Source organism: Streptomyces sp. BRA346 (genome assembly GCF_052851135.1).
This window is the reverse complement of record NZ_JAIWIH010000052.1, coordinates 13369-38533: the sequence shown is the minus strand read 5'-3', so window position 1 is coordinate 38533 and position 25165 is coordinate 13369. Positions and strand designations below refer to the sequence as shown.

Sequence of the window (25165 nt, the reverse complement as noted above, 5' to 3'; positions counted from 1 at the left end):
GCGCGCGTCCTGCTCCGCAGGAACGACGCGCCGACGCTACGCGTCGGTTCAGCACCCGCTCCGCGGGTGCTGGGCTCGGTCCCTCCGGGACCGGATCCGCTCCGCGGATCGGAGTTTGGTCGTCGGTGCGGTGTCCCGATCGCTCCGCGATCGTGCCTCCTCCCCGACTCGCCTTCGCTTTTCAAGTCCAACATGACTGGGGTGCAGGTTAATTCGGCTAGCAGCAGAGGGCGGTGGGCGTTGGCCTACCCGACTGGGTGCTTGGTGACGGATCGTCAGTTACGACTGGAACGTCGAGCCGTGCCAATCCTGTGTGCCGCTGCTTCCTTGTCTCCAAAACTTTGGAGTATTCGAGTTCTGCCACTCCCCCGCTTCACTGGAGATGGCCGGGAGCGAGCGAACGCGTCTGCTGTCGCACTGAGCTCAGCGGCCAAACCTCAGCCGCTTGATGGTCCGATGGTCCCAGGAGCACAGACCAGATCGATGCCGTGCTCGGCACGGGTAGCGGACACCAACTCTTCTTGTTCTGAGGGAAGTTGATCATTGTTCAGCTTGGTGCGGACCTTGGCGAGCCAGGGACCGATCATGACACGGTCGCCGTCCACCTCGATCCGCTCTCGGGCGCCGGGGGTGCGTCCCCACCGTGCTACGAAGAGCCCGAGGATCTCGGTGGTTTGCGCGAACGTGCGCCGCCGCGATGTGCTCGGCCTGCCCGCGGCGTGTTCCTGTTCCAGGAGGGCGCGGTCGGGGGTGATTCCCATGCGGGCGAGCAGGGCGCGCTGGCCGGGGTCGAGGTCGGCAGCTGGTGAGCTGGCGGTGTAGCCAGCTGCCCGCCTTCACTCCGTGGATGGGGTCTGTACGGTGAGTGGTGTAACTCCCGAGCTGGAAGCGACAGTTGATGACTGACGTGACGAGTGACACCGAGGCCGGGAAGGCCGCTGTGAGTGGGACGAGCGCCGTTGACGACGGGCTGGTCGCCGAGCTGGTTGCCGGGCTCAGGCCGGCGGGGTGAAGCTCACCGGGGAGGGCGGCCTGCTGCAGCAGTTGACCAAGCGGGTGCTGGAGTCCGTGCTGGAGGGCGAGCTCACCGATCATCTGGGGCACGAGCCCGGTGAGCGGGCCGAGGGCGGCCGGGACAACTACCGCAACGGGCACCGCTCCAAGACGGTGATCACCGAGTCGGGGGCCGGTCGAGATCGCGGTGCTGCGAGACCGGGCCGGATCGTTCGAGCCGCAACTGGTCAAGAAGCGGCAGCGGCGTCTGGGCGGGGTGGACGAGATGGTCCTGTCGTTGTCGGCGAAGGGGCTGACGCATGGGGAGATCTCCGCGCATCTCGCCGAGGTGTACGGAGCGGAGATCTCCAAGTCCACGATCTCCACGATCACCGACAGCGTGATGGCCGGCATGACGGAATGGCAGAACCGTCCGCTGGACAGCGTCTATCCAGTCGTCTTCATCGACTGTGTGAACGTGAAGGTCAGGGACGGGCAGGTCGCCAACCGTCCTGTCTACATGGCGGTGGCGGTCACCGCCGAGGGGCACCGGGACATCCTGGGCTTGTGGATCGGCGACGGCGGGGAGGGCGCGAAGTACTGGCTCCAGGTCCTGACCGAGATCAAGAACCGCGGCGCGGCCGATGTCCTGATGCTGGTCTGCGACGGCCTGACCGGGCTCCCGGACGCCGTGAACACCGTCTGGCCTGCGACGATCGTCCGGACCTGCGTTGTTCACCTGCTGAGGAACAGCTTCCGTTACGCGGCCCGGCAGGACTGGGAGAAGGTCGCGAAGGCGCTCAGGCCCGTCTACACCGCGCCGACTGAGGAGGCCGCGCTGGAGCGGTTCGTGGAATTCAGCGATGCCTGGGGCGGGAAGTATCCGGCGATCGTCCGGCGCTGGGAGGCGGCCTGGGCGGAGTTCGTGCCCTTCCTCCGGTTCGACGTGGAGATCCGGAAGATCGTCTGTACCACGAACGCGATCGAGAGCATCAACGCGCGGATCCGCAAGGCCGTCCGGGCCCGGAAACACTTCCCCACCGACCAGGCCGCCCTCAAATGCGTCTACCTGGCCGTCATGAGCCTGGACCCGACCGGCACCGGACGCAAACGCTGGACCATGCGCTGGAAGGCCGCACTCCAAGCCTTCGACATCACCTTCGACGGCCGGCTCACCGCCGGACGACGCTGAACAAAACCGACCGAGTTCCACCGTTCGCTACACAGACCCGCGACTGTCGGAATTCACCTCCGCCGGGAAAGTGGTGTTCGATGCCACACTCTCATCCGCGTCGTACCGGGCCTTCAAGTTCCAGATCCCGTAGGGCTTGAGTGGACGTTAAGTCCGTTTCTGGTAGCGGCCTCGTCCGGGTTGGGTGAGGAAGCCTTGGCGGACGAGTCGTCCGAGACGAGCACGGGTGACGTTGACCGATGCCTCGTCGGTGGGCATGCCGAGGAGTTCGTGCAGCTCACGGGCTCGGAATTCCTGGTCGGGGTGCTGGTTGAAGGCGTTCACGATGGCCTGGTAGGCGGTGGTCGTCTCGGGCGGTTCGAGTTCGCCTCCAGCCGGTGCGAGTTCGGCGATGACCTTCCGGGTGATAGCCAGCTCCGCGAGTCGCGCTTCGGTCTCGGCCAGGGCGGCAGTCAACTGCGCGATCTGGTCGCGTAGTTCACCGGCCCGGGCCGCGCTCTCGTCGTGCTGGACCTGGAGGCTGTCCGGGAGCTCGGTGATGTTCACGCGGCCAGCTCGAGGGTGTCGCGCCAGGCCGGGGTCGGTGTGGTGAGGCGGCGGGTCATGTTCGCGATGGAGGCCCAGTAGACCCGTGAGGTGGAGGTGTCGGGCCGGTAGTCGTACTCGCGGGCCAGACGCCGGTGCAGCATCAACGTGCCGTTGACCTGCTCCACGATCCACCTCTTCGGTTGCGGGACGAAGCCTTTGCCCTGGTCGGCCGGGTTGCGGCGGACGACTTCGACGTCGATGTCCAACAACGCGCCATGGATGAGGACTTCGTCCTTGAAGCCCTGGTCCACCAGGGCCTTCTCCAGACGCATCCCGCACCGCTCGGCGGCCTGGTCGAGCAGGGCGGTGCCGGCCGTGTTGTCGTGGGCGGATGCGGCCAGCACGACGACGCCGATGATCAGCCCCAGCACGTCGACGGCCAGTCCCCACTTGCGGCCCGACACCTTCTTGTTGGCGTCCAGTCCCGTCGTGGTCTTCAGGACACCCGCGGCCGCGCGGACGGACTGGGTGTCGATGATCACGAGGGACGGGTCCTCTAATCGGCGGGCCTTCTCCCGTACCTGGCAGCGCAGGAGTTCCTGGATTCGCTGGTCAAGGCCGTCCTGGCGCCACAGGCCGAAGTAGTAGAACACCGCCGACCAGGCCGGCAGGTCATGGGGCAGGTAGCGCCACTGGCAGCCCGTCCGGTTCTGGTAGAAGATCGCGTTCACGACCTCCCGCAGATCGCAGGACCCGGGATCGCCGGTCGCCGACCGGGCCACCCGGTCCTGTTTCCAGGCCGTGATCATCGGCTCGATCAACGCCCACTGCTCATCCGATAAGTCGCTGGGGTACGGCTCTCGCTCCATGCCCGCATCTCAGCATGCGCATGCCCAGCGGATGGCCTGCCCGGCGATCAGTACCTCGATCGAGCGACCACGAACCGAGGAAGATCGGGCTTAACGTCCACTAAGAACAGACAAGCCCGAATGGCCGGAGAAAGTCACACGGGAAATGTGAACTCAGCCTACGTGGCCGGGGCCTTCTGATGGCAGGCGACCCCGGCCTCTGTGGTAAACCCCGGGTCAGGGGCGGTCGGCTGGGTGAGCGAGATCGTAGGGGCGCGGGTAGGGGCCGGGCCGGTAGGCGGTGTAGCGGGCCGGGGTGGTGGGGTCGGCGGCCGCGGCGCGGTTGTTGAGAGCGGTGGCGTCGGCGTCGGGCCAGTGGCCGGTGGTGATGCGGTCTTCCAGGGTGGTGAGGGCGCCGAGGCGTTCGGCCGGGCTGAAGGCGCAGTGGCCGGCGTTGTCGACGTATGCCTGGCGCAGCAGGGCACCGGAGCCGGCTGCGGTCACGGTGCGGTGGTAGGCGTTCTCGACCTGCACCGGCAGGGTGGGATCGCCGATGGTGTGGATGTTCATCTGGGGTTTGGTCAGCTTGCCGGTGAGGGCGCTGGTGGTGCTGGTCTCGGCCAGGGCGGCAGAGTTCTCACTGATCCGGGGGGCGTGGTTGAGGGTGGTGAGGTCGCCGGTCAGGGACAGGCCGGAGGACTTGTAGAGCTCGCCCACTTCCTTGGCCACGGAGGACTTCGCCAGCAGCGCGGCGAAGTTCACCCCGGTGGTCCAGGAGGGGTTTCCGTCCGCTCGGGCCTCGGCGTCCTGCCGGCGTATGAAGGTGCGCTGCAGGAAGCCCAGGATCGCCGTGTACTGGTTGGCCTCCTGGGTGGCCCAGTCGGTGGGTGCGGGGCGGGTCTGGTTCGCGGAGTTCCAGACCGGGATGTTGTGCAGGGCGGCGGCGAGGGCGATCCGGGCCCGGCCACGGGGAGTCGACTGCGCCTGGGTGACAGCGGCGCTCAGTGCGCCGGCGGCGTCAGCGGCGGCCTGTGGGGAGGACAGGTCGGTCAGCGGAATGTCGGCGTCGGGCGCGATCAGGGTCTTGAGGGCGAAGATTGTGTCGAGGGCGTCGTTCCAGTTGGCGACGCCGCCCTGGACGAGGCCGCACATCGACAGCGATCCGTCGATGCGGTTCCCGTCGCGTTCGGCGATCGCCGTGGTGACCAGGCCGCCGAAGGAGTCGCCCCAGGCGATGGTGCGGCGGGCCGGGCCGAAGCGGCTGGTGAAGGCGTCGAGGGTCTGCATCTGGCTGGGAACCGCGTCGGCGATGGCGAAGCCGGTGGTGGCGTAGGAGGAGCCGATGAGTGCGTATCCCTGGGCCAGGAGCAGGGACTGGGTCGTGCTGTCGGGCGCGTCGCGGGCCGGGTTGCTGCTGCCGGGGTCGACGTAGCCGTGGCTGTAGACGAGGACGGTGCCGTTCCAGCCGGCCGGGACGTCCATCATGTACGTGGCGCCGGAGGGGAGTTGGCCTTCGACGTGGGTGGTGTCGTTCGTTGCCGAGTGCGCGGCGGGCGACGCGGTGGCCAGGAGGAGCGTCGTGAGGGCGGCCGCGACAAGGCGTGCGTGGCGGGCGGCTCTGGGTGCCACAGGGGTCTCCTTCGAGGAGGGTGGGTCAGCGGGTGTGTGGTGCCTGGGCGAGCGGGCGGTCAGCTGACCGGGTTGCCGGCCTCCTGCCGCCCGCCTGTCTCGCTGGTGGCCGGTTCCTGGGGTGACAGGTCGGCGTCGCGGGTTTCGGCGATGCGCCAGATGCAGACGATCGTGGCCAGTGCGGACGCGGCGACGAACAGGGCGACGAAGTGGGCTTTGCCGTCGCCGTAGGCGAGCAGGCTGGTGGCGATGAGCGGGGAGAAACCGCCGCCGAGCAGGGAGGACAGCTGGTAGCCCAGGGAGGCGCCGGTGTAGCGGTGGCCGGTGCCGAAGCTCTCTGCGGTGACGGCGGGCCAGGGAGCGTACATCAGCGGCTGAAGCACGCAGCGGCCGAGCAACAGGGCGGCGAGCATGCCGGCCGTCGCCCCGGACTGGAGCGTCTGGAAGAGCGGGTAGGCGAGGACGACGGTGGCGATGGCGCCGCTCAGCATGACGGGGCGGCGGCCGTAGCGGTCGGACAGGGCGGCGACCGCGGGCAGGATCGGCAGGGAGATCGCGGAGCCGATGGCCAGCACGAGCAGGACGGTGGAGCGGGCGTGTCCTTCCTTGACGGCCAGGGTGATGATGAACGTGCTCCACAAGGCCTGGATGACCAGGGGGCCCAGGCCCAGGCCGGTGGTCAGGACGAGGTTGCGCGGATGCCGCAGGACCTCCAGGACGGGCAGTCGTGAGGGCTTGGGGCTGTTGCGTTTCTGCGCGGCGAAGGCCGGGCTCTCCGTCACCCGTGAGCGGACGAACAGTCCCACCGCGAGCAGCACGATGCTGAACAGGAACGGGATGCGCCAGCCCCAGGCGAGGAACTGCTTGTCAGGGAGCCAGGACACGGCCAGTACGGCCAGGGTGGACAGCAGGGAGCCGAGCGGGGCGCCCATGACGGTGAAGCTGCTCCAGAAGCCGCGCCTGCGGCTGCCCGCGTGTTCGGTGGTCATCAGCACCGCGCCGCCCCATTCGCCGCCGATGGCGAAGCCCTGGACGGTGCGCAGGAGGACGAGCAGGACGGGGGCCCAGATCCCGATCGTGGCGTAGGTGGGAAGCAGCCCGATCAGGAAGCTGGCCAGGCCCATCGTCGTCATGGTCGCCATGAGCATGGACTTGCGGCCGACGCGGTCGCCGAAGTGGCCGATGACCAGGCCGCCGATCGGGCGGGCCAGATAGCCGGCGGTGAAGCTGCCGAAGGCGGCGATGGTGCCCACCGTCGGGTCCAGGCTGGGGAAGAACAGTTTGTTGAACACCAGCGCGGCCAGGGTGCCGAACAGCAGGAAGTCGTAGAACTCCATTGCGGTGCCGAGCAGTCCGGAGACGGCCACGCGGCGGAGCTGGGTCGGGGAGGGCGGGGAGGGGGTGAGCGCGGCAGGGGTGGGCTGCGACATCGGAGCCTCCGGGGACGCGGGTCAGGGGACGAGCGGGATCCTCTCCAGGTCCTCGCCGACGATCAGACGGCCGGTGAAGTGCTCACCGGCCTCGTGCCAGCGGGGACGGTCGATCTGGGCGGGGACGAGATGGTTGAGCACGAGCGTGCCGACGCCGGCCTTCTGGGCGACGCGGCCGACGTCGGGGATCGGGGTGTGCGCCGTTGTGTGGTGCGCGATGGTCGCCCGCGCGCGGGGGGTGTCCACGGCGCCGTGGGTGCGCTGGACCCACTGCTCGTCGATGACCTCGTGGACCAGCACGTCGGCGCCGGTCGCGAGGGTGATGACGTTGTCGCAGACCCCGGTGTCGCCGGAGAAGACCACCGACCCGTCGGCGGTGTCGAAACGGAACGCGTAGGCGGGGCTCATCGGCGCGTGCTGGACCAGGACCGCCGTCACCTCGACCCGGTCGTCCCGGTAGACGGTGAGGGGGTCCATCGGCGGCGCGGCAGCGGTCTCCGGGTCGAACGGCACCGACGCGGGCAGCTCGATGTCGTACGCCGCCAGGAGGCGGCCGGGGTGGCTGCGGCCGTTGTCCCGCATCCGGTCGTTGATGTCGGTGGCGAACGCCTGCGTCAGGTGGCCTATGGTCGCGGCGAAGCCGGGCATCGGGTCGTCCGGGCACACCACGTCCTGCGCACGGAGATCGGCCGAGGGCGCCGCCACGCGGCCCCGGGAGCCGGGCCCGTACAGTCGTACCGGGCGGGTGACGTTCTCCAGGTTCTCGTACCAGCCGAACAGCAGCAGGTTGGCCAGGTCGGCGATGTGGTCGGAGTGCAGGTGCGTGACGAAGCCCGCCCGCAGATGGCCGAGGTCCAGGCCGGCGAGCTTGCTCTGGCGGCAGGCACCGTAGCCGAAGTCGACGAGGTAGAGCGCGTCGCCGACGACCACCGCCGAGGCGATGCCCGCTCGGTTCGTCCGAAGGCGGGGGCCTCCCGCCGTACCGAGCAGGACGATCTCCGTCCCCGACGTGATCTGCTTCATCGCGTGCGGCTCCTCAACAGTGCGATCGACTGGGCACCTTGATTGCACTCCCGCATGAGCCATACGACAAATACCAATTACCCTCGGAGGGACATAGGAAATTTCTATGCTGAAACCGGAGGGGCTGTGGAGCGCAGGCAGATCGAGTACTTTCTCGCGGTCATCGACCAGGGCAGCATCACCGCGGCCGCCGCCGCCCTGCACGTCTCCCAGCCGTCTCTCTCCCACGCCATCAAGCTGCTCGAGTCCGATCTCGGCGCGGAACTGTTCCACCGCATGCCCCGAGGTGTCCGCCTGACCCCGGCAGGCGAGGCGTTCGCCGGGCAGGCACGCCTGATCGTCCGAGAGATGGAGACAGGCCGGGCCGTGGTGAAGGCCGTGTCGGGGCTCGTCGCGGGACGGCTGGACCTCATCGCGCTGCCCGGCGTGCTGCTCGACCCGCTCGCCGCGGTGATCGGGCAGTTCCGGTCGCGTCATCCTCAGGTCCGGGTCCGCGTCACCTCGGCCGAGCGCCCCGAAGAAGTCCGCGAGGCGGTCCGCTCCGGCGCCGTCGAACTCGGCCTGACCGACCGCCTGGACCCCACCGAACGCGACCTCGCCGGCGAGCTCGTCACCGAGCAGGACCTGGTGCTCGCCCTGCCGCCCGGCAGCACCCCGCCACCGGGCGGCGTCGTGCGCGTGCCCGACCTGCTCGACCTCGAAATGGTCACCGGTGTCCGCGACATGGTGGTCGACATGCTGGCCGGGGCGGGCGTCGACAGCGCAGCCGCGTTCACACCCGCCGTGGAGACCGAGTTGCGCGGATCCTCTCTCTACCTGGTCCTCGCCGGTGCGGGTGCCGCGGTCCTCCCCCGCACACTCGCCGAACTCGGCCGCGCGGGCGGGGTCGTCATCGTCCCCTTCGACCCGCCCCAGAGTCGCCACTCGTACGTCCTGCGCCGCGCCGCGCCCCTGTCCCCGGCGGCGCAGGCCCTGCACGGCCTGCTGCGCCGAGGGAACGACCGCAGCTGCGGGACGGTGTGATCGCGGGAGCCAGAGCGGCACCGTGACAACCGCAGCAGGACGCACTGGTCGCCGCAGTGATCCCGCTGGCCACGGGCAGCCGGGTTCCCGGCACCACCAGCGACGCTTGTGCCGGCGGAACTCCAGTCCGCTCTCGCCGTACGGCAGATCGCGGGGCCGGTGGTCGCGGAGCCCTTCACCCGGGTGGCGAAGACTCCGCAGGCCGGGCAGGCCCGGGCCGTCTCATCGGCGGTGACCAAGTGGACTCGTCGCGGGTCCAGGTCATCAGTGCCGCTCCTCACGTGTGCGGACGGTGCGCTTCTCGATGCCCTTGTCGTCGGCGGGGACGGGGCCCACGACCCGGTCGACGTAGATGCCGGGCAGGTGGACGGCGTCGGGGTCGATGGCGCCGAGCTCGACGAGTTCCTCGACCTCGGCGATGGTGGTCCGGCCGGCCATGGCCGCGAGGGGGTTGAAGTCGGCGGCACTGCGGTGGAAGACGAGGTTGCCGTGCCGGTCGCCGCGGGAGGCCCGGACCAGGGCGAAGTCCGTGGTCATGGCCTCCTCCAGGACGTACGCCCGGCCGCGGAAGGTACGTGTCTCCTTGGGCGGCGAGGCCACCGCGACACTGCCGTCGGGATCGTAGCGCCAGGGCAGGCCACCGTCGGCGACCTGAGTGCCGACCCCGGCCGGGGTGTAAAAGGCGGGGATGCCGGTGCCGCCTGCGCGCAGCCGTTCGGCGAGAGTGCCCTGCGGGGTGAGTTCCACCTCCAGTTCACCGGCGAGGTACTGGCGGGCGAACTCCTTGTTCTCGCCGACGTAGGAACCGGTCACTCGGGCGATTCGGCCGGCCGCCAGCAGGACACCGAGGCCCTGGCCGTCCACGCCGCAGTTGTTGGAGACCACGCGCAGCCCGCCGGCGCCCTGGGCGTGCAGGGCGTCGATGAGCACGGTGGGTATGCCGCACAGCCCGAAGCCGCCCACCGCCGGCGACGCCCCTTCCGGTATGTCGGCGACGGCCTCGGCGGCCGAGGCCATGACCTTGTCCAGGTTGTTCATGCCCTTTCCCCGGTGCCGGACGCGGTGTCCGGCACCGGGGTGGTGCCAGAGCTCATCGCACGGTGGTCATCGCCTGCGGCGGGCAGGTGGCAGGGGCACCGGGGCGACGCCCTCGACGACGGTGTTGCTGATGGTGCCGATGCCCTCGACTGTCATGGTGACGCTGTCGCCGGGGACGAGCGGCGGGGGTTCGAGGATGCCGCCTCGGCCCCAGAGTTCGGCCAGGCAGCCGCCGTTGCCGCAGGTTCCGGAGCCCAGCAGGTCGCCGGGACGGATCCAGGTGCCGCGGGAGGCATAGGCGGCCATCTCCTCGAACGTCCAGGCCATGTTGGCCAGTCGGTCCCGCCCGATCGTCTCGCCGTTGACGGCGACGGTGAGCGCGAGGTCGAGGAGGCCGTCGGCGTCGCGGTGGCGTTCGAGTTCGTCGGCGGTGACGAGCCAGGGGCCGAGGGTGGTGGAGGTGTCCTTGCCCTTGACCGGGCCGAGTTTGACCCTCATTTCGCGGCCCTGGAGGTCGCGGGCGGACCAGTCGCCCAGGATCGTGTAGCCGAGGATGTGGTCGCGTGCCTGCTCGGGGGTGAGGTCCCGGCCGGCCTTGCCGATGACGGCGGCCACTTCGAGTTCGTAGTCGAAGCGGAGGCAGCCGGGAGGCACGGGCACGTCGTCGTGGGCGCCGATCATCGCGTACGGGTTGGTGAAGTAGAACGCGGGTGCGGTGTACCACTCCTCGGGCACGGTGTCGCCGTATCCCCGTGCGACACCCGCCACATGGCTCTCGAAGGTCATGTAGTCGCGAACGGTGGGCGGCTGCAATGGAGGCAGCAGGCGTGTGTCGGCCAGGGGCACGGGCAGGGAGGCGGTCAGGGCGCGTTCTGCCGCCCCGCGCAGGGCCTCCTCGCCCTCCACGATGAGGTCCAGGAGGTCGGCGGGGTGTTCGAAGGGGTGGAGCTGCTCGTCGGCGACGACTCCCGACTGCCGTTTCCCGTCGTGGACGAAGCTTGCGAACTTCACGCCGCGTTCTCCTGCGCCTCGGCCGGCCGCGTGCCACTGCGTCGGAAGCCGACGAAGACGGCGGCGATCACGGCGGCGGTCACGCACGCGGCGGCGGTGAGGATCAGTCCGTTGTTGTAGCCGCCTGCCAGGGCGTGCTCGGTGAGCGGGGCAAGCTTGGCACTGAGCGGGCCCAGGTCGGCGCTGTGCAGGGCGAGCGGGCCGCCCTCGTGCAGGACGGCGGAGGCGATGCCGTGCTCCTTGGGGGTAAGGCCCGCGTCGGCGAGGCTTCCGGTGAGCTGACGCGCGGCCATGCCGAGGGCGACCGCGCCGACGATGGCCGGGCCGAGGGTCTGGCCGAGGTCGCGGACCAGGCTGGTGGTGGCGCTGGCCATGCCGGTCAGGGTGGGCGGTACGACGTTGACGGCCGCGGCGGTGAGGGCGGCGACGACCAGACCGAAGCCGACACCGTTGAGCACCAGCGGCCCGAGCAGGGGCACCAGGCCGGTTTCGTGGATCGGCACCGCCCGCAGCCACAGTTGGGCGCCGGCCATCGAGACGAACCCGGTGACCAGCATGGGGCCGGGGCCGACGTGGTGCAGCAGGCGGACCAGCAACGGCCAGATGAACGGGGTGATGCCCTGGATGACCAGGAAGGGCACCGCGGCCTGGAAGGGGCTCTGGTGCTGGATGACGCCGAGGCGGATGCTCAGGTCGTACGCGCCGCCGAGGAAGCCGAACATGCCGATCACCGCCATCGCGGCCGACGCCGCGAAGGCCGGGATGCGGAACAGCTCCAGGCGCAGCATCGGGGCCGCTCTGCGGCTCTCCACCGTCACGAACGCGACGATGAACACGGCGCAGGCGACGAAGGACGCGACGACGGAAGCCGATCTCCAGCCGTCGGAGGGGCCCTGGATGATGCCGTACAGCAGGGTGAGCATGGCCACGGCGATGGTGATCTGCCCCGGCCAGTCGAGCGAGCGGCCTTCGGGGGCGCTGGACTCGGCGGCCAGCAGCCAGGCACCCACCGCGGTGATCACGGCGAGCACGCCGGTCACGCCGAACGCCCACTGGAAGGAGGCGTGTTCGACGATGCTGCCGGACATCAGCGGGGCGATCAGGGCACCCAGCGACAGGGCCGTGGTCCAGGAGGCCAAGGCCTTGGCTCGCGCGGCCGGTGTCGGCGTGATGGCGGTGACCATCGACAGGGAGGCGGGGAAGAGCGCCGCTGCTCCGATGCCGGAGATCGCCTGACCGGTGATCAACTGCGCTGCGGAGTCGGAGGTGGTGGACACCAGGTAGCCGACGGCGGACAGCAGTGCCGCGCCGACCACCAGTTTCTTTCGGCCGTACAAGTCGCCCACGACGCCGAAGGTCAGCGCGAGGACGGCGGCGGGCACCAGGAAGGCGTCACTGATCCAGGTCAGTTCTCCGCCGGACGTCTGGAGGGTGCGCTGCATGACGCCGTTGATCGCGGCGGGCAGGACGAGCCCGATCTGGGCCAGGCAGACGGCCAGACAGCCGGCGATGATCGTGCCGGTGTGGCGTGCCGTAGCAGCCGGTGCGGCATCCGACAGCGGGGCGGCGGGTGGGTCGTAGGCAGGGGTGGAGACCATGTCTCCTCCTTGGAGGGTTGGCGGGACATACGGCCCGAGGGGGATGGTGGGGAGCTGCGCGTACCGGAGGGGCGGTGCGCCGGTCGGCGGAGGGTGGGGCCTCGTCCGGGCAGGCGGAGAGTGTTCTCAGACGCGGGGGCAGAGCTCGGCCATGCAGCCGAACAGCATGGGGCCGTCGAGCGGGGGCAGTGAGGGGTCGAGCTCCCGGTAGACGGTGTGCACGTTGACGGCCAGGCGTTCGCTCTCGTGCAGGTCGGCGAAGCGGCCCAGGCGGATGTCGCGGGCCGCGTCCATGGCGGGCATTCCGGCGGTGAACCGGGCGGTGGCCTGCTCATGGACGTATTCGAGGTAGTCGCGGATCTCGCGGACGGCCTGTTTGGTGGTGACGGGGCCGTGGCCGGGTACGACGATGTCGGCGTCGAGGCCGAGCAGCAGGTCGCAGGCGGCGAGCCAGCGGGCGAAGGGACCGTGCCAGACGACCGGCGCTGCTCCGGCGAAGACGATGTCGCCGGTGTAGACGGTCCGGGTCTGCGGCACGTGGACGATCGTGTCGCCGGCGCTGTGCGCGGGCCCCACGTCGATGAGGCGGACCTCCGTCCGGCCGATGTCGAGGACGGTCTCGCCGTCGAAGACCCGGTGCGGGAGGACGGGGTCGATGTCGGTGTGGTCGAAGCGGCCGAAGATCCGGCGGGCGAAGTGTCCGGCCGGGCTGTCCATGCCGGTCAGCGCCCGCATCTCGGCGGGGCCCACCTGCCGCATGTCCGCCACGGACCCGCGGGCCGCGATGATCTCGGCGTGGGCCACGAGCTGGTTACCGAACCAGTGGTCGCCGTTGCCGTGGGTGTTGACCACGGTGGAGATCGGTGAGGGGGCGGTCAGTGGCGCCAGCGCGTCGAGCATGGTCTTGGTCAGCCGCAGGTCGTAGAGGGTGTCGACGAGCAGCGACGCGCCCCGGCCGGTGATCAGCCCGGCGTTGCTCATGCCCCATCCGGTATCGCCCGCGATCCAGGCGTAACAGCCGTGTCCGAGCTCGATACAGCCCGTCTGGGATGTCACGGAAGCCACGTTGCCTCCTTATCAGCGTCCCGCACGATCACCCGTGCGAGACTTGCATCCACTGCTGGACTGGAGTCCATCAGTGGAGAGGAATCTAGATAGGCGCCGGGAAGGGGTCAAGAGGTGTGCGGGCCTGTGTTGTACTGGGGGCCATGAAGATCCGGGACGCGGCAGCCGCCTCCGAGGACGGCGCGGCCGTCGGGCGCCAGGAGCGCAGGCGCAGGAAACTGCACGACCAGCTGTATGAGACGGCGGTCGGTCTCTTCGTCGCCCAGGGATACGAGGCGACCACCATGGAGCAGATCGCCGAGGCCGCCGACGTCGCCCGGGCCACCGTCTTCAACCACTTCGCGCAGAAAGTCGGCTTCCTCGAGGAATGGGGAGTCCGCCGCCGTGCCCGCGTCGCCGAGATCCTCGGCGCGGAGCACGCCGAGGACCTGCCGGTCGGCGACCGGCTGCGCCGCTACCTGAAGGAGATGGCCGACCTCAACGTCGCCTCCCGCGCGGAGACCACCGTCCTGATGGACGCATCAGCGCGGTACGGGTACCTCCTGCAGGACCCGTCCCTGGACATCGAACTCGCCAGGATCGTCGAGCAAGGGCGGCAACGCGGGGAGACCAGGGCAGGCGTCGACTGCGACCAGGCCGGCCAACTGCTGGCCGCCTGCTACTTCTCGACGATCCTGCGCTGGATCCGCGAGGAACCGGCCCCCTTCGACCTGCACGAGCGGCTCGCCGGGGCGCTCGACATCATCCTGCTGGGACTTCTTGCCGACGAGGCACACGCCGGGGAACCCTGACGGTTCCCCTCACGCCGCCTTGCGGCAGAAGGCCGTTGGGCCTGTCGATCAAGCAATCTCGTGGCTCCTGCGTGATCGTTCTGCGCAGAGAACAGAAATGATCACGCACGCCCCCCGGGCATCTTGCCGGCCCACACAAATTGTGACGTCCTGTCAGCAGACCGAGCCGGCGCACCGCTCAACTTCGAAGACCCGTTCCTGGACCTGCACAACCCTCCGGGGGACGCTGGGTATCCCATTCGTCGGTCGCAGCATGAGCCGCAGCCACGGCTGGTGCCCGGGAGGCCGTCACACGCAGGCGTGGTCTGCCGCTGTGGAGGGTGGACGCCTCTCCTCGGTTCCAGGGCAACCACGTCGTCGACGCCATCGGCATCTCGTCCTACGTCGGCGAGCCCATCATCGACCTGGCGACCGGCCTCGCCCTGCTCACCGTCTGCATCATCGACCCGGAGCCTCGGACCCTCGCCGACGCGGCCCGGCTGCAGGCCATCGTCCGGGACACCACCCGCACAACCGCCGACGTCCTCAAGATTCCCCATGCCGCCGGTCTCCTGACGCACGCCCTGTTCAGGCGCCCCCACACGCGGTTCCGGCCGCCGCCGTCATGTGAGCCCCTTGACGGAGAGGGACCGTCCATGTCCATGCCCACCACCACGCCCACTACCCTCGACAGGATCCTCACGCCTGCCCACAGGGCTCTGTGGCAAGCCGCCGACGGCTTCACCGCCCAAGAGATCCAGCCCCAAGTGGCCCTGTTCTCCCGAAGCTACGGCGAAGTGACAAGTAGCTCGGCGTAATCAGAGTGACGCTCGGTCAGGAGCGGCAAGGGCGGGCTCCGGGGACTTCGCTGTTCTGGAGGACGCCGAAGTCGGCGCTTTGCCCTGCATCTGATCTGTACACGCGCCCGTGAGGGCGGTCTGTACGGGCGCCGGCGCCTGCAGATCAAGCGGCGCGCGGCCGTGGCAGCGTCGCGGGCGGCTCGCCCGGTCTCCGTCCATCTCGCTCTGCCGGGCCAGTTGGAGTTGTTCCACCTGGCGCGCGACTGGAACCGGCTGGACGAACGCCGTCTTCCCGCTCTGACGCCGGTGGCCAAGAAGGTGCTCGACGGCTTCGTCACCCACATCCGCGCCCGCGGCTGAAGGATGCAGGCTCTGGGGCCCAGCATCCGCACTTTGCGTGTCCTGCTCGCCTACCTGGGTGGCGAAGCCCCGCTGCTGGAGGAGGACGTGCGGCTGCTGGCCAGCCGCAGCTACTTCAGCGGCGCTCGGGTGATCAATTACTTGCGGCTGACCGGCCGCCTCGTCCCCGACCGCAGTGCACACGCGCACCTGGTCCGGGCCCGACGCGCGGCGGATGACGCACCGGGCCCCTTCCGCCCCTTGGTGCACCGGTGGATCGACGTCCTGTGCGGGCAGGCCTCGCAGCCGAGTTGGCCACTCGCGCCTTCCACGGTCTCCGGCTACGTGCGCCTGGCCGCACCCGTGCTGTACGCGTGGTACGCGGACGGCGTCACCGATCTGCGGGCCATCACCCGCAGCGACGTCGAGACGGCACTCCAGCCGAAGCGGGGGCATGCAGCCGTGTCTCTGGCCACCGCATTGCGCTCGCTGTTTCGTGCGCTCAAACGAGAAAAGCTGATCTTCCGCGATCCGGCCAGAGGCGTCTCCACCGCGAGCGCCGTTACCCTGCCCAGGCCGCTGCCCGACGACCGCCTGCGGGGCGCGCTCGACCGCATGCCGTCCGTGCATAACCAGCTCACGTTCGTCCTGGCCGCCGTGCACGCTCTGAGCAGCCATGACCAACGCCATCTGCTACTGGACGACCTCGACCTCAGCCGCGGCACGCTCCTGGTACGACGCCGGGGCAAACTCGATCACACTTTGTACCTCGACGACCTCACCTTCCGCCTGGCCCGACTGTGGCGGGCCGAACGCCATCGCCGCTGGCCGACCAGCACCAACCCTTATCTGCTTGTGACCGTGTGCACCGCCGTCGACGACACCCACCCCGCCGTCAACCCGCAGGCGATCACCAAACCACTACGCCAACTGGGCCTGCAGGTCGGACGCCTGCGGATGGACCGCATTCTCGACGAGGCCAAACACACTGCCGACCCCGTCCACCTCATCCGCCTCTTCGGCCTGTCCCCCTGCACAGCAATGCAGTACGTCCGAGCCGCGCACCCATACGGCGGAGGCCCGAGCCCACTGTGATCTGCCCGACGGCTGACCATGCGTGGTCAACGGGCCACTCCCGCCTCGGACACGCAGGCCGGGCAGCTGTCGTACGACATCGACCTGTCCTCGGGCCAGTCCTGGACCATGGTCCTGACCTGTACGGCAGCACAGGCCGAGGGCGACCAGTTCCCGGCCCCGCCCACGCAGGTGCCGTGGAGCATGCCCGTACTGACCAGCGCCGACCGGCGCCTGGACCGCCGGCTGCAGCAGTCGCTCGCCGACCTGGACCGGCTGCGCTGACCGACCCGCTCCCCGCCGGCACCCCGGTGGGCCGCACCGACCAGTTCCTGGCCGCCGGAGCCCCCTGGTACCTGACCCTCTTCGGCCGCGACGCCCTGTGGGCGGCCCGCATGCTCCTGCCCCTTGGTACCAAGCTAGCCGCCGGCACCCTGCGCACCCTCGCACGCCGCCAAGGCACCCACACCGATCCGACTACCGAGGAACAGCCCGGCAAGATCCTGCACGAAGTGCTCCGTACGACGCAGCAGTTCAGCGGCACTCTCATCCTGCCGCCGGTCTACTACGGCACCATCGACGCCACCCCGCTGTGGATCATCTTGCTGCACGACGCCTGTCGCTGGGGCCTCGCTCCTGAGGAGGTCGAACAGTTCCTTCCGCACGCTGAGGCGGCCCTGTCATGGATGCGCGAGCAGAGTGATGCGAGCGGCGACGGCTTCCTCAAGTACGTCGACCAGACCGGCCGTGGCCTGGCCAACCAGGGCTGGAAGGACCACGACGACTCCATCCGCCACCGCGACGGGCTCCTCGCCGCATCCCCGATCGCACTGTGCGAGGTACAGGCGTACGCCTATGAAGCCGCGCGCGGCGGAGCCGCGCTGCTGCGTGCCTTCGGGCCGGCCGGGAGCCGACGAGTGGGAGGACTGGGCCGAGCGACTGGCCACGCGTTTCCGCAGGCGGTTCTGGGTGCAGGACTCCCAAGGCTCCTACCCGGCCGTCGCGTTGGACCGTGACGGCCGGCCCGTCGACTCGGTCACGTCCAACATCGGCCACCTGCTCGGCACCGGCCTGCTGAACCACGAGGAATGCGCCTTGGTCGCGGCTCGCCCGAGCGCACCGAACCTCGACTCCGGCCACGGACTACGCACCCTGAGCAGCGAGTCGGGAGGCTTCAACCCCTACGGCTACCACACCGGTTCGATCTGGCCGCACGACACGGCGATCGCCGTGCACGGCCTCGTCCGGGCCGGCTTCCCCCAAGCGGCCGCCTTGCTCGCGGCCGGCTTGCTCACCGCATCCGCCGACTTCGACGCCCGCCTACCCGAACTCTTCGCCGGCCACGGCGCCCAGGCCGACACCCGCCCCGCGCCCTACCCCGCCTCCTGCCGGCCGCAGGCATAGGCGGCGTCAGCCGCCATGGTGCTCCAGGCCGCCCTCGGACTGGAGGCGGATGTACCCGGCGGCAAGACCACGGCCGTCCCTACCTTCGCCCAGGCGTACGGCCCGCTGACGTTGAAGGGACTGCGCGTGGCCGACATGCCGCTACAGATCACCATCAAGACCGACGGCAACGCGAGCGTGCTGGCGTCAGAAGCGCTGACGGTCTTCCACGAACGGTCCTGACCGACCCCAGACGCAGCACAACGGAGGCAGAGCTGAAAGCGCCAGCAACTCGAGATCAGCCTCGCCGGCGCCCAGGACAAGCTCGCCCAGCTCGACGCGGAGAAGACTCGTCAGCGCACCATGGTCCTCGGCATGCCCACGTTCTCTAACCTGGCAGGACGCACAGGATCCAGCCCACAGCGGGGTTTTTCTGCGCGTTGACCAGTCGCCCTGTGACGGGCCGATATCCAGTTCGGAGTCGGTCAGCCCGCATCGACTCCGAGTTCGATCACCGGTCCAACCAGGGCAAGAGCCTGATCGACGACCTCGTCCAGGCTTTCGCTGCCGTCGCTGTCCACCCAGCGGCGCAGGGCGGCTTGGAAGGCCGTCAGGGCGACACCAGCAGCGACGGCAGGACGCAGGTCGACGTCCGGGTCCAGTCCGGCACGCAGGGCGAGGATGCCGGTCATCTCGGCCTGCCACTGGGACTGCCGCTCCAGGAAGCGGGCCAGAAGGGCCGGGGTGTCGAGGATCAGCCTGCTCACGCGCAGCATCTTGGCCGGATTGCCGACGCTCATCGAGGTGAACACCGACAGGGCACGACGCAACGCCACCGCGGGCGGCTCGTCGGCGGGCCGGGCGTTCAGCTCCGCGCACAGCCTCACGCCGGCTTCCGCCAGCATGTGCACGATCACGTCTTCCTTGGAATCGAAGTAGCGCGAGAACGTACGGCGTGACATTCCCACGGCGGCCACGATCTGGTCGACCGTCGTCTCTTCGAATCCCTGGTCGGCCAGCAGCTTGACCGCGGCCTCCGCCAGTTCGCTGCGCACGAGCAGGCGCTTGCGCTCCGCCATGTTGGCCACCGGGGCCGTCTTCGCATCTCCCACGACACCGATGCTAGTCCGAGCCAGGTGAGTCCCTCCAGGCCCTTCTTGACTCACTGTGTCATCAGCGGCAGTCTGGGTCTCATGTCAGACAGCAAATGGACCGCATCCCTCATCCCCGACCTGACGGGCCGGACCTTCGTCGTCACCGGAGCCAACAGCGGCCTCGGCCTGGCCACCACCCGCCACCTGGCGCGGCACGGTGCGCACGTCGTCATGGCCGTACGCAACGAGGCCAAGGGCCGCCGGGCCGTCGCCGACATCCGCGCCGCCGATCCCGACGCAAGCCTTGAGATGCGCCATCTCGACCTCGCCGACCTGGACTCGGTCAAGGCCTTCGGCGCCCGCGCGCACGACGACGCCCTGCAGGTCGACGTCCTGATCAACAACGCCGGTGTCATGACGCCACCCCGAACGCTGAGCCCCCAGGGCCACGAGTCACAGTTCGCCGGCAACCACCTCGGCCACTTCGCCCTCACCGGCCTGCTCATGGACCTGCTGCGGCAGGGGCGCGACCCGCGTGTGGTGACCGTCAGCTCGATCGGACATCACGGCGGGCAGATCCACTTCGACGACCTCTCTGGCGCCCGGAAGTACCAGCGCGTGAAGTACTACGACCAGTCGAAGTTCGCCAACGTCCTCTTCGGCCTGGAACTCGACCGCAGGCTCCGCGCGGCCGACAGCCCGGTACGCAGCCTGCTCGCCCACCCCGGGATCACAGCCACCAACCTCCAGCGCACCGGCCCGACCGGCCTGTTCCGGGTGGGAGGCGCCCTCGTCAACCGGCTGTTCGCCCAGGACGTCGAGATCGGCGCGCTTCCCCAACTGCGCGCCGCAACGGCACCGGACGTCGAAGGCGGGCAGTTCTTCGGCCCCGACGGATGGAAGGAGTTGCGCGGACATCCCACGATCGTCCGCCCCGACCCTGCGGCGCAGGACCCTGACACCGCACGCCGCCTGTGGGTGCTGTCCGAGGAGCTGACCGGTGTGGTCTACGCACCCGCCCCTTCGGCATGACCAGCGGCCAATGCGCGTCGTCACGTATTCCGAGGAGAAGTAGTCCATGGGACGCGCCGGGCCGCGCATGGAAACCGGCAGCCAGCTCGCCCACCCCGAGAACTCCCCGGCGGGACCTGCACTGACCGCGCGGCACCGACGTAGGCGTGGGTCGCCCGCACCCTCGACAGACCCACGCCGCCGCACGCCAGAGGCGTCGGATTCGGCACCGACGCTGGTGATCGCCGACGTCCCGCCCGTATCCCCCGGTATCCCAGCGGCCGCGCATGTCAGCACCCGGCGCGAACTCGGTGAGAACGGTAATGAGGCTTCTCAGCACCGCGGAGCGAGGTCGGACGGGCCGACCGGGGACCTGGCGGGCGGCGGAGCAGCCGCCTCGACGCTCCCACGGACGCTGTATGCCGTCGAAGGCCGGACCGGTGTGGAGCTGGTCGCGACGATCAGCCGCCCGTCACGCCCTCGGCCCGGCCCCCATTCGCAGGCCCCGGGCAGCGGTTCGAACCACTCCGGCGTTTCCGGTCAGGCCGTCCACCGCCACCCCGTCCTGCGTGGACGGCGGCGAACTGCCTGACCGCCACCGAAGCCCGACGGCGCGTCAGAGCACGCCGGTCCAGACCAGCTTGGCGCTCGAGTCGCCGGCCAGGTACGAGTAGACGAGATTGAGGCCGGAGAGGCCCACCACGACGACCGCGAGCGCCGCAGGCGCCCAGCGTGGCATACGGGCTCCACGCTTCGATCGAATCTGCAGCAACAACAGAATGGTCGTTATACCGAGTCCCAGACTGAGAAGCTGCAACGTGTCGGCGTAGTCCGCGTGTTGCGCCACCTTGTGAAGCACGCTGCTCGGGTAGTGCTTCTCGGTGACCACCTCCTGCAGGCTTTCACCGGACTCCCGGGCGACGATCGCCATGAGAGGAGTCACCACCGCGAGCACCCACACCACCCAGCCCAACTGGGGGCGGAACCAGGGCAGCATGGCGTATCCAGCAGCGCCCAGCGCCAGCAACGGGATGAGCACTACCGCCGCGTGCACCGCAAGCGGGTGCAGGGGGAGACCCATGAATTCTTTGAACACTGCTCGCTCTCGTTCCCTAGTGCGTGAATGCCGGCTCGGCCGTGGTCGACTCGTGCCAGCCCTCTGACGAGTCAGCCGACATGCGGACGACCGGCGGCCGTCTGCTCCACACCGGTCCCCGGCTGGACCGTGGCGACGGTGGCGGCGCCGTTGGCCTGGTTGCCCGGCGAGACGCCTCGAATGGCCATGGGACCGGCCACCGCCATGGTGACGAGGGTGTTCAGCAGGGTCTGCCGAGCGAGGCGCCCGACTGTCGGGGGCGGCTCCCGGTGCGCCGGGCGCGTCGGCGTCATGGTTGCCGAGGCCGGACAGTGCGGTGTTCGGCGTCGGTACGTGCATCCGGCCCGGACCGAAGCCGCTGTCGACCCCGGTGAAGAGAACCTGGCCGACGGTCCGCTCGCTCTCGGCATGTGGCCCAAGATGCATCAGATGGCACAGTGTGTCAATGTTGGCCCGATGTGATCTACCTAGACGATGCGTCGGGCATCCGCGGTGCACCCGACGCCGACAGCCGATCGCTGATCCTGCGGTCAGGACCGGGCTGCTGGTGCCGCGGCGCGGGCCCGGTGCTCGCGGATCTCGTCGTGGTGGTCGGCGGCCCAGCCGATCAGGGAGGTCACGATCTCGTGGAGGCCACGCCCCAACGGGGTGAGGGAGTACTCGACGCGCGGCGGGACCTCCGCGTATGCGGTGCGGGTGATCAGACCGTCCTCCCGGAGCTGGCGGAGCGTGAGGGTGAGCATCCGCTGGGAGATTCCGGGGACCTGGCGCTGCAGGTCGGTGTAGCGCAGCGGGCCGGCCTCCACCACCGCGATGAGCAGCAGGCTCCACTTGTCGCCGACGCGGTCGAGGACCTGCCGGATGAACTCCATGTGCTCGGCGGGGATGCGGGCACAGGGCCCCACCGCCGCCGCGCCGTCCGAACTGCCGGTGACCTCCATGACGCACATTCCTCTCCGGCACGAACACCGATGTGCCTTTTGTATCGACTTCCATACTGGCCCATCATGGCGCTACGCACAAAACGTAGGAATCAAGCTTGGGCATGGGAAGGCGCGTCATGAAGATCGAGATCTGGGCCGAGGTCACCTGCCCCTGGTGCGGACTGGGCAGCCACCGTCTGGACCGGGCTGTGGAGCGGTTCGAGCACGGCGACGAGATGGAGGTCGTCCACCACTCGTTCCCGCTGAGCAGTTCCTTCCCCGTGGATGAGACGTTCAGCGTCCGTGACGCGCTGCTGCGCCGGCACGGCATCGGCGGCTCCCAGGCCGAGGCGTCCACGCGCCGGATCGAGGCCCTGGCCGAGGCCGAGGGACTCACCCCCTACCAGGTGCTGGACAACCGGGTCGGCAACACCGACCTGGCGCACCAGTTCCTCGCCCACGCCTCCGCCGAGGGCAAGAACCGCGAAGCCTGGGACACGATCTTCCGCGCCTACTTCGGCCAGGGCCGCCCCGTCTTCAGCATGGACGACCTGCTCGACCTGGGCCAGGAGATCGGCCTGGACCGCGAGAGCACCCGCCAGGCGCTCACCGAGCACCGCTACCAGCGGCAGGTGAGCGACGATGCCGCCCGCGCCCAGCGCCTGGGCGCCACCGGCGCACCCTTCATCGTCATCGACAGCAGGTACGGCATCCCCGGAGCGCAGGACAGCGACGGCCTTCTCGACGTGCTGCGCACGGCCTGGGACGAGTCCCACCCGCTCACCCTCACCACCGACGGCGACGCTGCGGTCTGCGGCCCCGACGGCTGCGCCGTACCGACCCACAGCTGACCTCCACCGGTCACCCCACGATCCGCCCCCGACCCACCCTTGATCGATTCGAAAGGCTGAGTTCTCCATGTCCTACCTGCTGCACATCGATGCCTCCTCGCTCGACGAGGCATCCGTCTCCCGTCAGGTCGCCCGGTCCTTCCGTGACGAGTGGAAGGGCCCGGTCGTCCACCGCGACCTGGCCGCCTCCCCCGCCCCGCACCTCAGCGCGGCGGGCATCACCGCCCGCACCACCGACCCCGCCGAGCACACCCCCGAACAGGCGAAGGCCGCGGCGGTCCAGGACGAGCTGATCGAGGAGTTCCTCGGCGCCGACGCCTACCTCTTCACCGTGCCGATGTACAACCTCACGATACCGTCCGTGTTCAAGGCATGGCTGGACCAGATCATGGTCGCCGGGCGCACCCTGAGCTTCGACGGACCCCCTCCCACCCTCGGCCGCCCCGCCACGGTGATCTCCGCACGCGGCGGCGGCTACGGCCCGGGCGCCCCGAAGGAGGGCATGGACCACCTGGTGCCGACGCTGGAAACCGTCCTGGGCCACCCGGCCAACCTCGGCCTCGACCTGACAACGGTCCTGCCCGAACTGACCATGGCCCGTACGTGCCGATGATGGCCCCGCTGCTGCCGGTGCACGAGGCGTCCATGACCAAGGCGCACCACGAGGCCCGCCGCCTGGGCTCTGCCCTGACCGGCCGACAGGCCGCGTGATCCACCCCTGAACTGCCCGAAAGGCGTTTGATCACCATGAGCAACCTCCTGGTCCTCGGCGGCAGCGGCCGCACCGGCACCCACGTCCTGGAGCACGCCGCCAGGCGCGGCCACCACGTCCGCGCCCTCGTCCGCAACCCCGACAAGGTGCAGGCACCGGCCGGCGTCGAACTGATCCAGGGCACCCCCGCGAACATCGACGACATCCGCAAGGCCGCCGAAGGCGCCGACGCGGTGATCAGCGCGCTGAACAACGCCCGCGCCTCCGACAACCCGTGGGCCAAGCCGGTCAGCCCGCCGACGTTCATGACCGACGCCACCCGCAACACGCTCACCGTCATGGGCGAACAGGGCATACCCCGCATCGTGCTGACGTCCACGCAGGGCGCCGGCGACGACTGGGCCCGGCTCAACCCGCTGGTCAAGGCGTTCATCAACCTGTCGTACATCAAGGCAGGCTTCGCGGACCACACCGGCCTCGACCAGCTCGTCCGCGCCTCGTCCGGCATCGACTGGACCCTTGCCCGCGCCGTCACCCTGACCAACAAGCCCCTCAGCGGTCCCGTACGGGCAGCCGAGGCCGGCACCGAAAAGCCCGGCGCACGGATCAACCGCGCCGACCTCGCCCACTTCCTCGTCCAGACGATCGAGGACGACACCTGGATCCGCAAAGCCCCCCTGGTCTGGAACACCCGCGGCTGACGCCCTCGGGCGGTCCGACATGAACCGGACCCTGTTCCACCCCCCACCACCGCACCGCAATCCGAACAGTGAAGGGGAGAACACCCCATGTCCAAGGTGATCGCCATCTTCGGCGCCGGCAAGGGCCTCGGCGCCTCCGTCGCGCGCCGCTTTGCCCGCGAGGGTTTCCGTGTGGCGCTCATCGCCCGCGGCAAGGAGCGTCTCGACGCCCTCGTCGAGGAGCTGAGGGCCGAAGGCATCGACGCGGCCGGTTTCACCGCCGACCTGTCCAAGCCCGAGCAGGCCGGCGCCACGGTCCAGGCCATCCGTGACCACTTCGGTCGCATCGACGTGGTCGAGTACGGTCCGATCAGCGGCGAGCAGGCTTTCGCTCCCGCCGCGAAGCTGGACGCGGCCACCCTGCGCAAGGACAGCCCGCTGCTCCTGCTCACCCCGGTCGAGGTGGCCCAGGCCGTGCTGCCGGAGTGGAACGAGCGCGGCGACGGCGCCTTCCTGATGACCACCGGCGCCACGGCCGGCTCCCCGCGCCCCTTCGCCAGCGGCGTCGGCCCGCTCATGGCAGCCGCCCGCAACGGGCTCTTCTCGCTCAACGGCGAGCTGGCCGACGCCGGCATCTACGCCGGAACCCTGTCCATCGCCGCGTTCATCGCCCGGAGCGAGATGGGCGAACTCGCCGCGAGGAGCCTGGCCAAGACCGGCTCCGGCACGGGCCCGCTCGTCGACCCGGACGCGCTGGCCGACCAGTACTGGGACATGTACACCACGCGTGACCGCGTCGAGCAGCTCTTCCCCGAGTACGACGCCGCCTGAGGTAACGGCTGGGCAGGTGCTACCCCTACCGGCCCAATAGGACACCGCGCGGGGTGCGGCGCCCGGACGCACAGCCTGCCCCGACGGTAGTCGAGCGGGAAAGCCCAATGTGGTGGTCTTCTTCGCCACCGACCGGGCGCGCTGGATCACCGGAGCCTCCCTCGACGCCACCGGCGGCAGCCTCCTCGGCTAGCACCCGCTCCGCCGGGTCCTCCCCGCGCTC

General features: G+C 69.7%; 28 protein-coding genes and 1 pseudogene. 15 read left to right on the top strand and 14 right to left on the bottom strand.

Going from position 1 to position 25165, the window contains the following annotated elements; translation table 11 throughout:
• Positions 1-437 precede the first annotated feature (437 nt).
• Positions 438-761 (bottom strand): hypothetical protein, encoded by a 324-nt coding sequence (locus LCH29_RS39820; protein ID WP_446466564.1) that lies wholly within the window; start codon positions 759-761, stop codon positions 438-440.
• A 208-nt stretch (positions 762-969) separates the two neighbouring features.
• On the opposite strand from LCH29_RS39820, the pseudogene LCH29_RS39815 reads away from it, so the two are divergent.
• A pseudogene (locus tag LCH29_RS39815) lies at positions 970-2185 on the top strand (IS256 family transposase); the annotation flags it as partial.
• Positions 2186-2332: 147 nt separating this feature from the next.
• On the opposite strand, the gene LCH29_RS39810 reads toward LCH29_RS39815, so the two are convergent.
• From LCH29_RS39810 to LCH29_RS39790, 5 genes are all read right to left on the bottom strand, one after another.
• Positions 2333-2731, bottom strand: coding sequence for a hypothetical protein (locus LCH29_RS39810; RefSeq protein ID WP_446466563.1), 399 nt, complete (start codon positions 2729-2731; stop codon positions 2333-2335).
• Positions 2728-3582, bottom strand: coding sequence for an IS5 family transposase (locus LCH29_RS39805; protein ID WP_446466562.1), 855 nt, complete (start codon positions 3580-3582; stop codon positions 2728-2730). The genes LCH29_RS39810 and LCH29_RS39805 overlap by 4 nt, the downstream gene beginning before the upstream one ends.
• Positions 3583-3798: 216 nt before the next feature.
• Positions 3799-5190, bottom strand: coding sequence for an alpha/beta hydrolase family protein (locus LCH29_RS39800; protein WP_446466561.1), 1392 nt, complete (start codon positions 5188-5190; stop codon positions 3799-3801).
• Positions 5191-5249: 59 nt separating this feature from the next.
• Positions 5250-6620, bottom strand: coding sequence for an MFS transporter (locus LCH29_RS39795; protein ID WP_446466560.1), 1371 nt, complete (start codon positions 6618-6620; stop codon positions 5250-5252).
• Positions 6621-6641: 21 nt separating this feature from the next.
• Positions 6642-7643 (bottom strand): MBL fold metallo-hydrolase, encoded by a 1002-nt coding sequence (locus tag LCH29_RS39790; RefSeq protein WP_446466559.1) that lies wholly within the window; start codon positions 7641-7643, stop codon positions 6642-6644.
• A gap of 126 nt (positions 7644-7769) precedes the next feature.
• On the opposite strand from LCH29_RS39790, the gene LCH29_RS39785 reads away from it, so the two are divergent.
• Positions 7770-8666 (top strand): LysR family transcriptional regulator, encoded by an 897-nt coding sequence (locus LCH29_RS39785; protein WP_446466558.1) that lies wholly within the window; start codon positions 7770-7772, stop codon positions 8664-8666.
• A gap of 264 nt (positions 8667-8930) precedes the next feature.
• Here the strand turns inward: LCH29_RS39785 and LCH29_RS39780 are convergent, their stop codons facing one another.
• The 4 genes from LCH29_RS39780 to LCH29_RS39765 form a co-directional block, all read right to left on the bottom strand.
• Entirely contained in the window at positions 8931-9695 is a 765-nt protein-coding gene (locus LCH29_RS39780) for a CoA transferase subunit A (RefSeq protein ID WP_446466566.1), read from the bottom strand.
• 75 nt (positions 9696-9770) lie between these two features.
• Positions 9771-10715, bottom strand: coding sequence for a fumarylacetoacetate hydrolase family protein (locus LCH29_RS39775; protein ID WP_446466557.1), 945 nt, complete (start codon positions 10713-10715; stop codon positions 9771-9773).
• Positions 10712-12313 carry an MFS transporter gene (locus LCH29_RS39770; RefSeq protein WP_446466556.1) on the bottom strand — a complete coding sequence of 534 codons (1602 nt, stop codon included), beginning with the start codon at positions 12311-12313 and terminating at the stop codon, positions 10712-10714. The genes LCH29_RS39775 and LCH29_RS39770 overlap by 4 nt, the downstream gene beginning before the upstream one ends.
• A gap of 126 nt (positions 12314-12439) precedes the next feature.
• Positions 12440-13369 (bottom strand): MBL fold metallo-hydrolase, encoded by a 930-nt coding sequence (locus LCH29_RS39765; protein WP_446466555.1) that lies wholly within the window; start codon positions 13367-13369, stop codon positions 12440-12442.
• A gap of 152 nt (positions 13370-13521) precedes the next feature.
• Between LCH29_RS39765 and LCH29_RS39760 the strand changes: the two genes are divergently transcribed.
• The 8 genes from LCH29_RS39760 to LCH29_RS39725 all read left to right on the top strand — a co-directional run bounded on the left by LCH29_RS39760 (position 13522) and on the right by LCH29_RS39725 (position 17987).
• Positions 13522-14169, top strand: a complete 648-nt coding sequence (locus LCH29_RS39760; RefSeq protein WP_446466554.1) for a TetR/AcrR family transcriptional regulator — start codon at positions 13522-13524, stop codon at positions 14167-14169.
• Positions 14170-14489: 320 nt separating this feature from the next.
• Positions 14490-14966 carry a hypothetical protein gene (locus LCH29_RS39755; protein WP_446466553.1) on the top strand — a complete coding sequence of 159 codons (477 nt, stop codon included), beginning with the start codon at positions 14490-14492 and terminating at the stop codon, positions 14964-14966.
• Positions 14967-15128: 162 nt separating this feature from the next.
• Entirely contained in the window at positions 15129-15308 is a 180-nt protein-coding gene (locus LCH29_RS39750) for a hypothetical protein (protein WP_446466552.1), read from the top strand.
• A 33-nt stretch (positions 15309-15341) separates the two neighbouring features.
• On the top strand, positions 15342-16382 hold the full coding sequence (locus LCH29_RS39745) for a hypothetical protein (RefSeq protein WP_446466551.1): 1041 nt from the start codon (positions 15342-15344) through the stop codon (positions 16380-16382).
• Positions 16383-16400: 18 nt separating this feature from the next.
• Complete coding sequence (locus tag LCH29_RS39740; protein WP_446466550.1) at positions 16401-16646, top strand: hypothetical protein; 246 nt, start codon at positions 16401-16403, stop codon at positions 16644-16646.
• A 26-nt stretch (positions 16647-16672) separates the two neighbouring features.
• Positions 16673-17377: an amylo-alpha-1,6-glucosidase gene (locus LCH29_RS39735; protein ID WP_446466549.1), complete on the top strand. Its 705-nt coding sequence runs from the start codon at positions 16673-16675 to the stop codon at positions 17375-17377.
• The gene (locus tag LCH29_RS39730; protein ID WP_446466548.1) at positions 17331-17765 is read left to right on the top strand and encodes a hypothetical protein; all 435 of its coding nucleotides are present in this window, start codon (positions 17331-17333) and stop codon (positions 17763-17765) included. The genes LCH29_RS39735 and LCH29_RS39730 overlap by 47 nt, the downstream gene beginning before the upstream one ends.
• A gap of 15 nt (positions 17766-17780) precedes the next feature.
• A complete protein-coding gene (locus LCH29_RS39725; RefSeq protein ID WP_446466546.1) occupies positions 17781-17987 on the top strand; it encodes a hypothetical protein in 207 nt (68 codons plus the stop codon).
• A gap of 242 nt (positions 17988-18229) precedes the next feature.
• Here LCH29_RS39725 and LCH29_RS39720 read toward each other — a convergent pair whose 3' ends face one another.
• Positions 18230-18823, bottom strand: a complete 594-nt coding sequence (locus LCH29_RS39720) for an acyl-CoA-like ligand-binding transcription factor (protein ID WP_059191192.1) — start codon at positions 18821-18823, stop codon at positions 18230-18232.
• 114 nt (positions 18824-18937) lie between these two features.
• Here LCH29_RS39720 and LCH29_RS39715 point away from each other — a divergent pair, with 114 nt between their 5' ends.
• Positions 18938-19870 carry an oxidoreductase gene (locus LCH29_RS39715; RefSeq protein WP_446466545.1) on the top strand — a complete coding sequence of 311 codons (933 nt, stop codon included), beginning with the start codon at positions 18938-18940 and terminating at the stop codon, positions 19868-19870.
• Positions 19871-20465: 595 nt separating this feature from the next.
• On the opposite strand, the gene LCH29_RS39710 is transcribed toward LCH29_RS39715, so the two are convergent.
• The 3 genes from LCH29_RS39710 to LCH29_RS39700 form a co-directional block, all read right to left on the bottom strand.
• Positions 20466-20945 carry a DUF2231 domain-containing protein gene (locus tag LCH29_RS39710; RefSeq protein WP_446466544.1) on the bottom strand — a complete coding sequence of 160 codons (480 nt, stop codon included), beginning with the start codon at positions 20943-20945 and terminating at the stop codon, positions 20466-20468.
• 71 nt (positions 20946-21016) lie between these two features.
• Positions 21017-21238 carry a hypothetical protein gene (locus tag LCH29_RS39705; RefSeq protein ID WP_446466543.1) on the bottom strand — a complete coding sequence of 74 codons (222 nt, stop codon included), beginning with the start codon at positions 21236-21238 and terminating at the stop codon, positions 21017-21019.
• A gap of 237 nt (positions 21239-21475) precedes the next feature.
• Complete coding sequence (locus LCH29_RS39700; protein WP_446466542.1) at positions 21476-21886, bottom strand: winged helix-turn-helix transcriptional regulator; 411 nt, start codon at positions 21884-21886, stop codon at positions 21476-21478.
• Positions 21887-22005: 119 nt separating this feature from the next.
• On the opposite strand from LCH29_RS39700, the gene LCH29_RS39695 reads away from it, so the two are divergent.
• The 4 genes from LCH29_RS39695 to LCH29_RS39680 all read left to right on the top strand — a co-directional run bounded on the left by LCH29_RS39695 (position 22006) and on the right by LCH29_RS39680 (position 24942).
• Complete coding sequence (locus LCH29_RS39695) at positions 22006-22719, top strand: DsbA family oxidoreductase (RefSeq protein WP_446466541.1); 714 nt, start codon at positions 22006-22008, stop codon at positions 22717-22719.
• A gap of 67 nt (positions 22720-22786) precedes the next feature.
• A complete protein-coding gene (locus tag LCH29_RS39690) occupies positions 22787-23332 on the top strand; it encodes an FMN-dependent NADH-azoreductase (protein WP_446466540.1) in 546 nt (181 codons plus the stop codon).
• A 134-nt stretch (positions 23333-23466) separates the two neighbouring features.
• Positions 23467-24132, top strand: coding sequence for an NAD(P)-dependent oxidoreductase (locus LCH29_RS39685; protein ID WP_446466539.1), 666 nt, complete (start codon positions 23467-23469; stop codon positions 24130-24132).
• Between the two features lie 87 nt (positions 24133-24219).
• A complete protein-coding gene (locus tag LCH29_RS39680; protein ID WP_446466538.1) occupies positions 24220-24942 on the top strand; it encodes an SDR family NAD(P)-dependent oxidoreductase in 723 nt (240 codons plus the stop codon).
• Positions 24943-25165 lie beyond the last annotated feature (223 nt).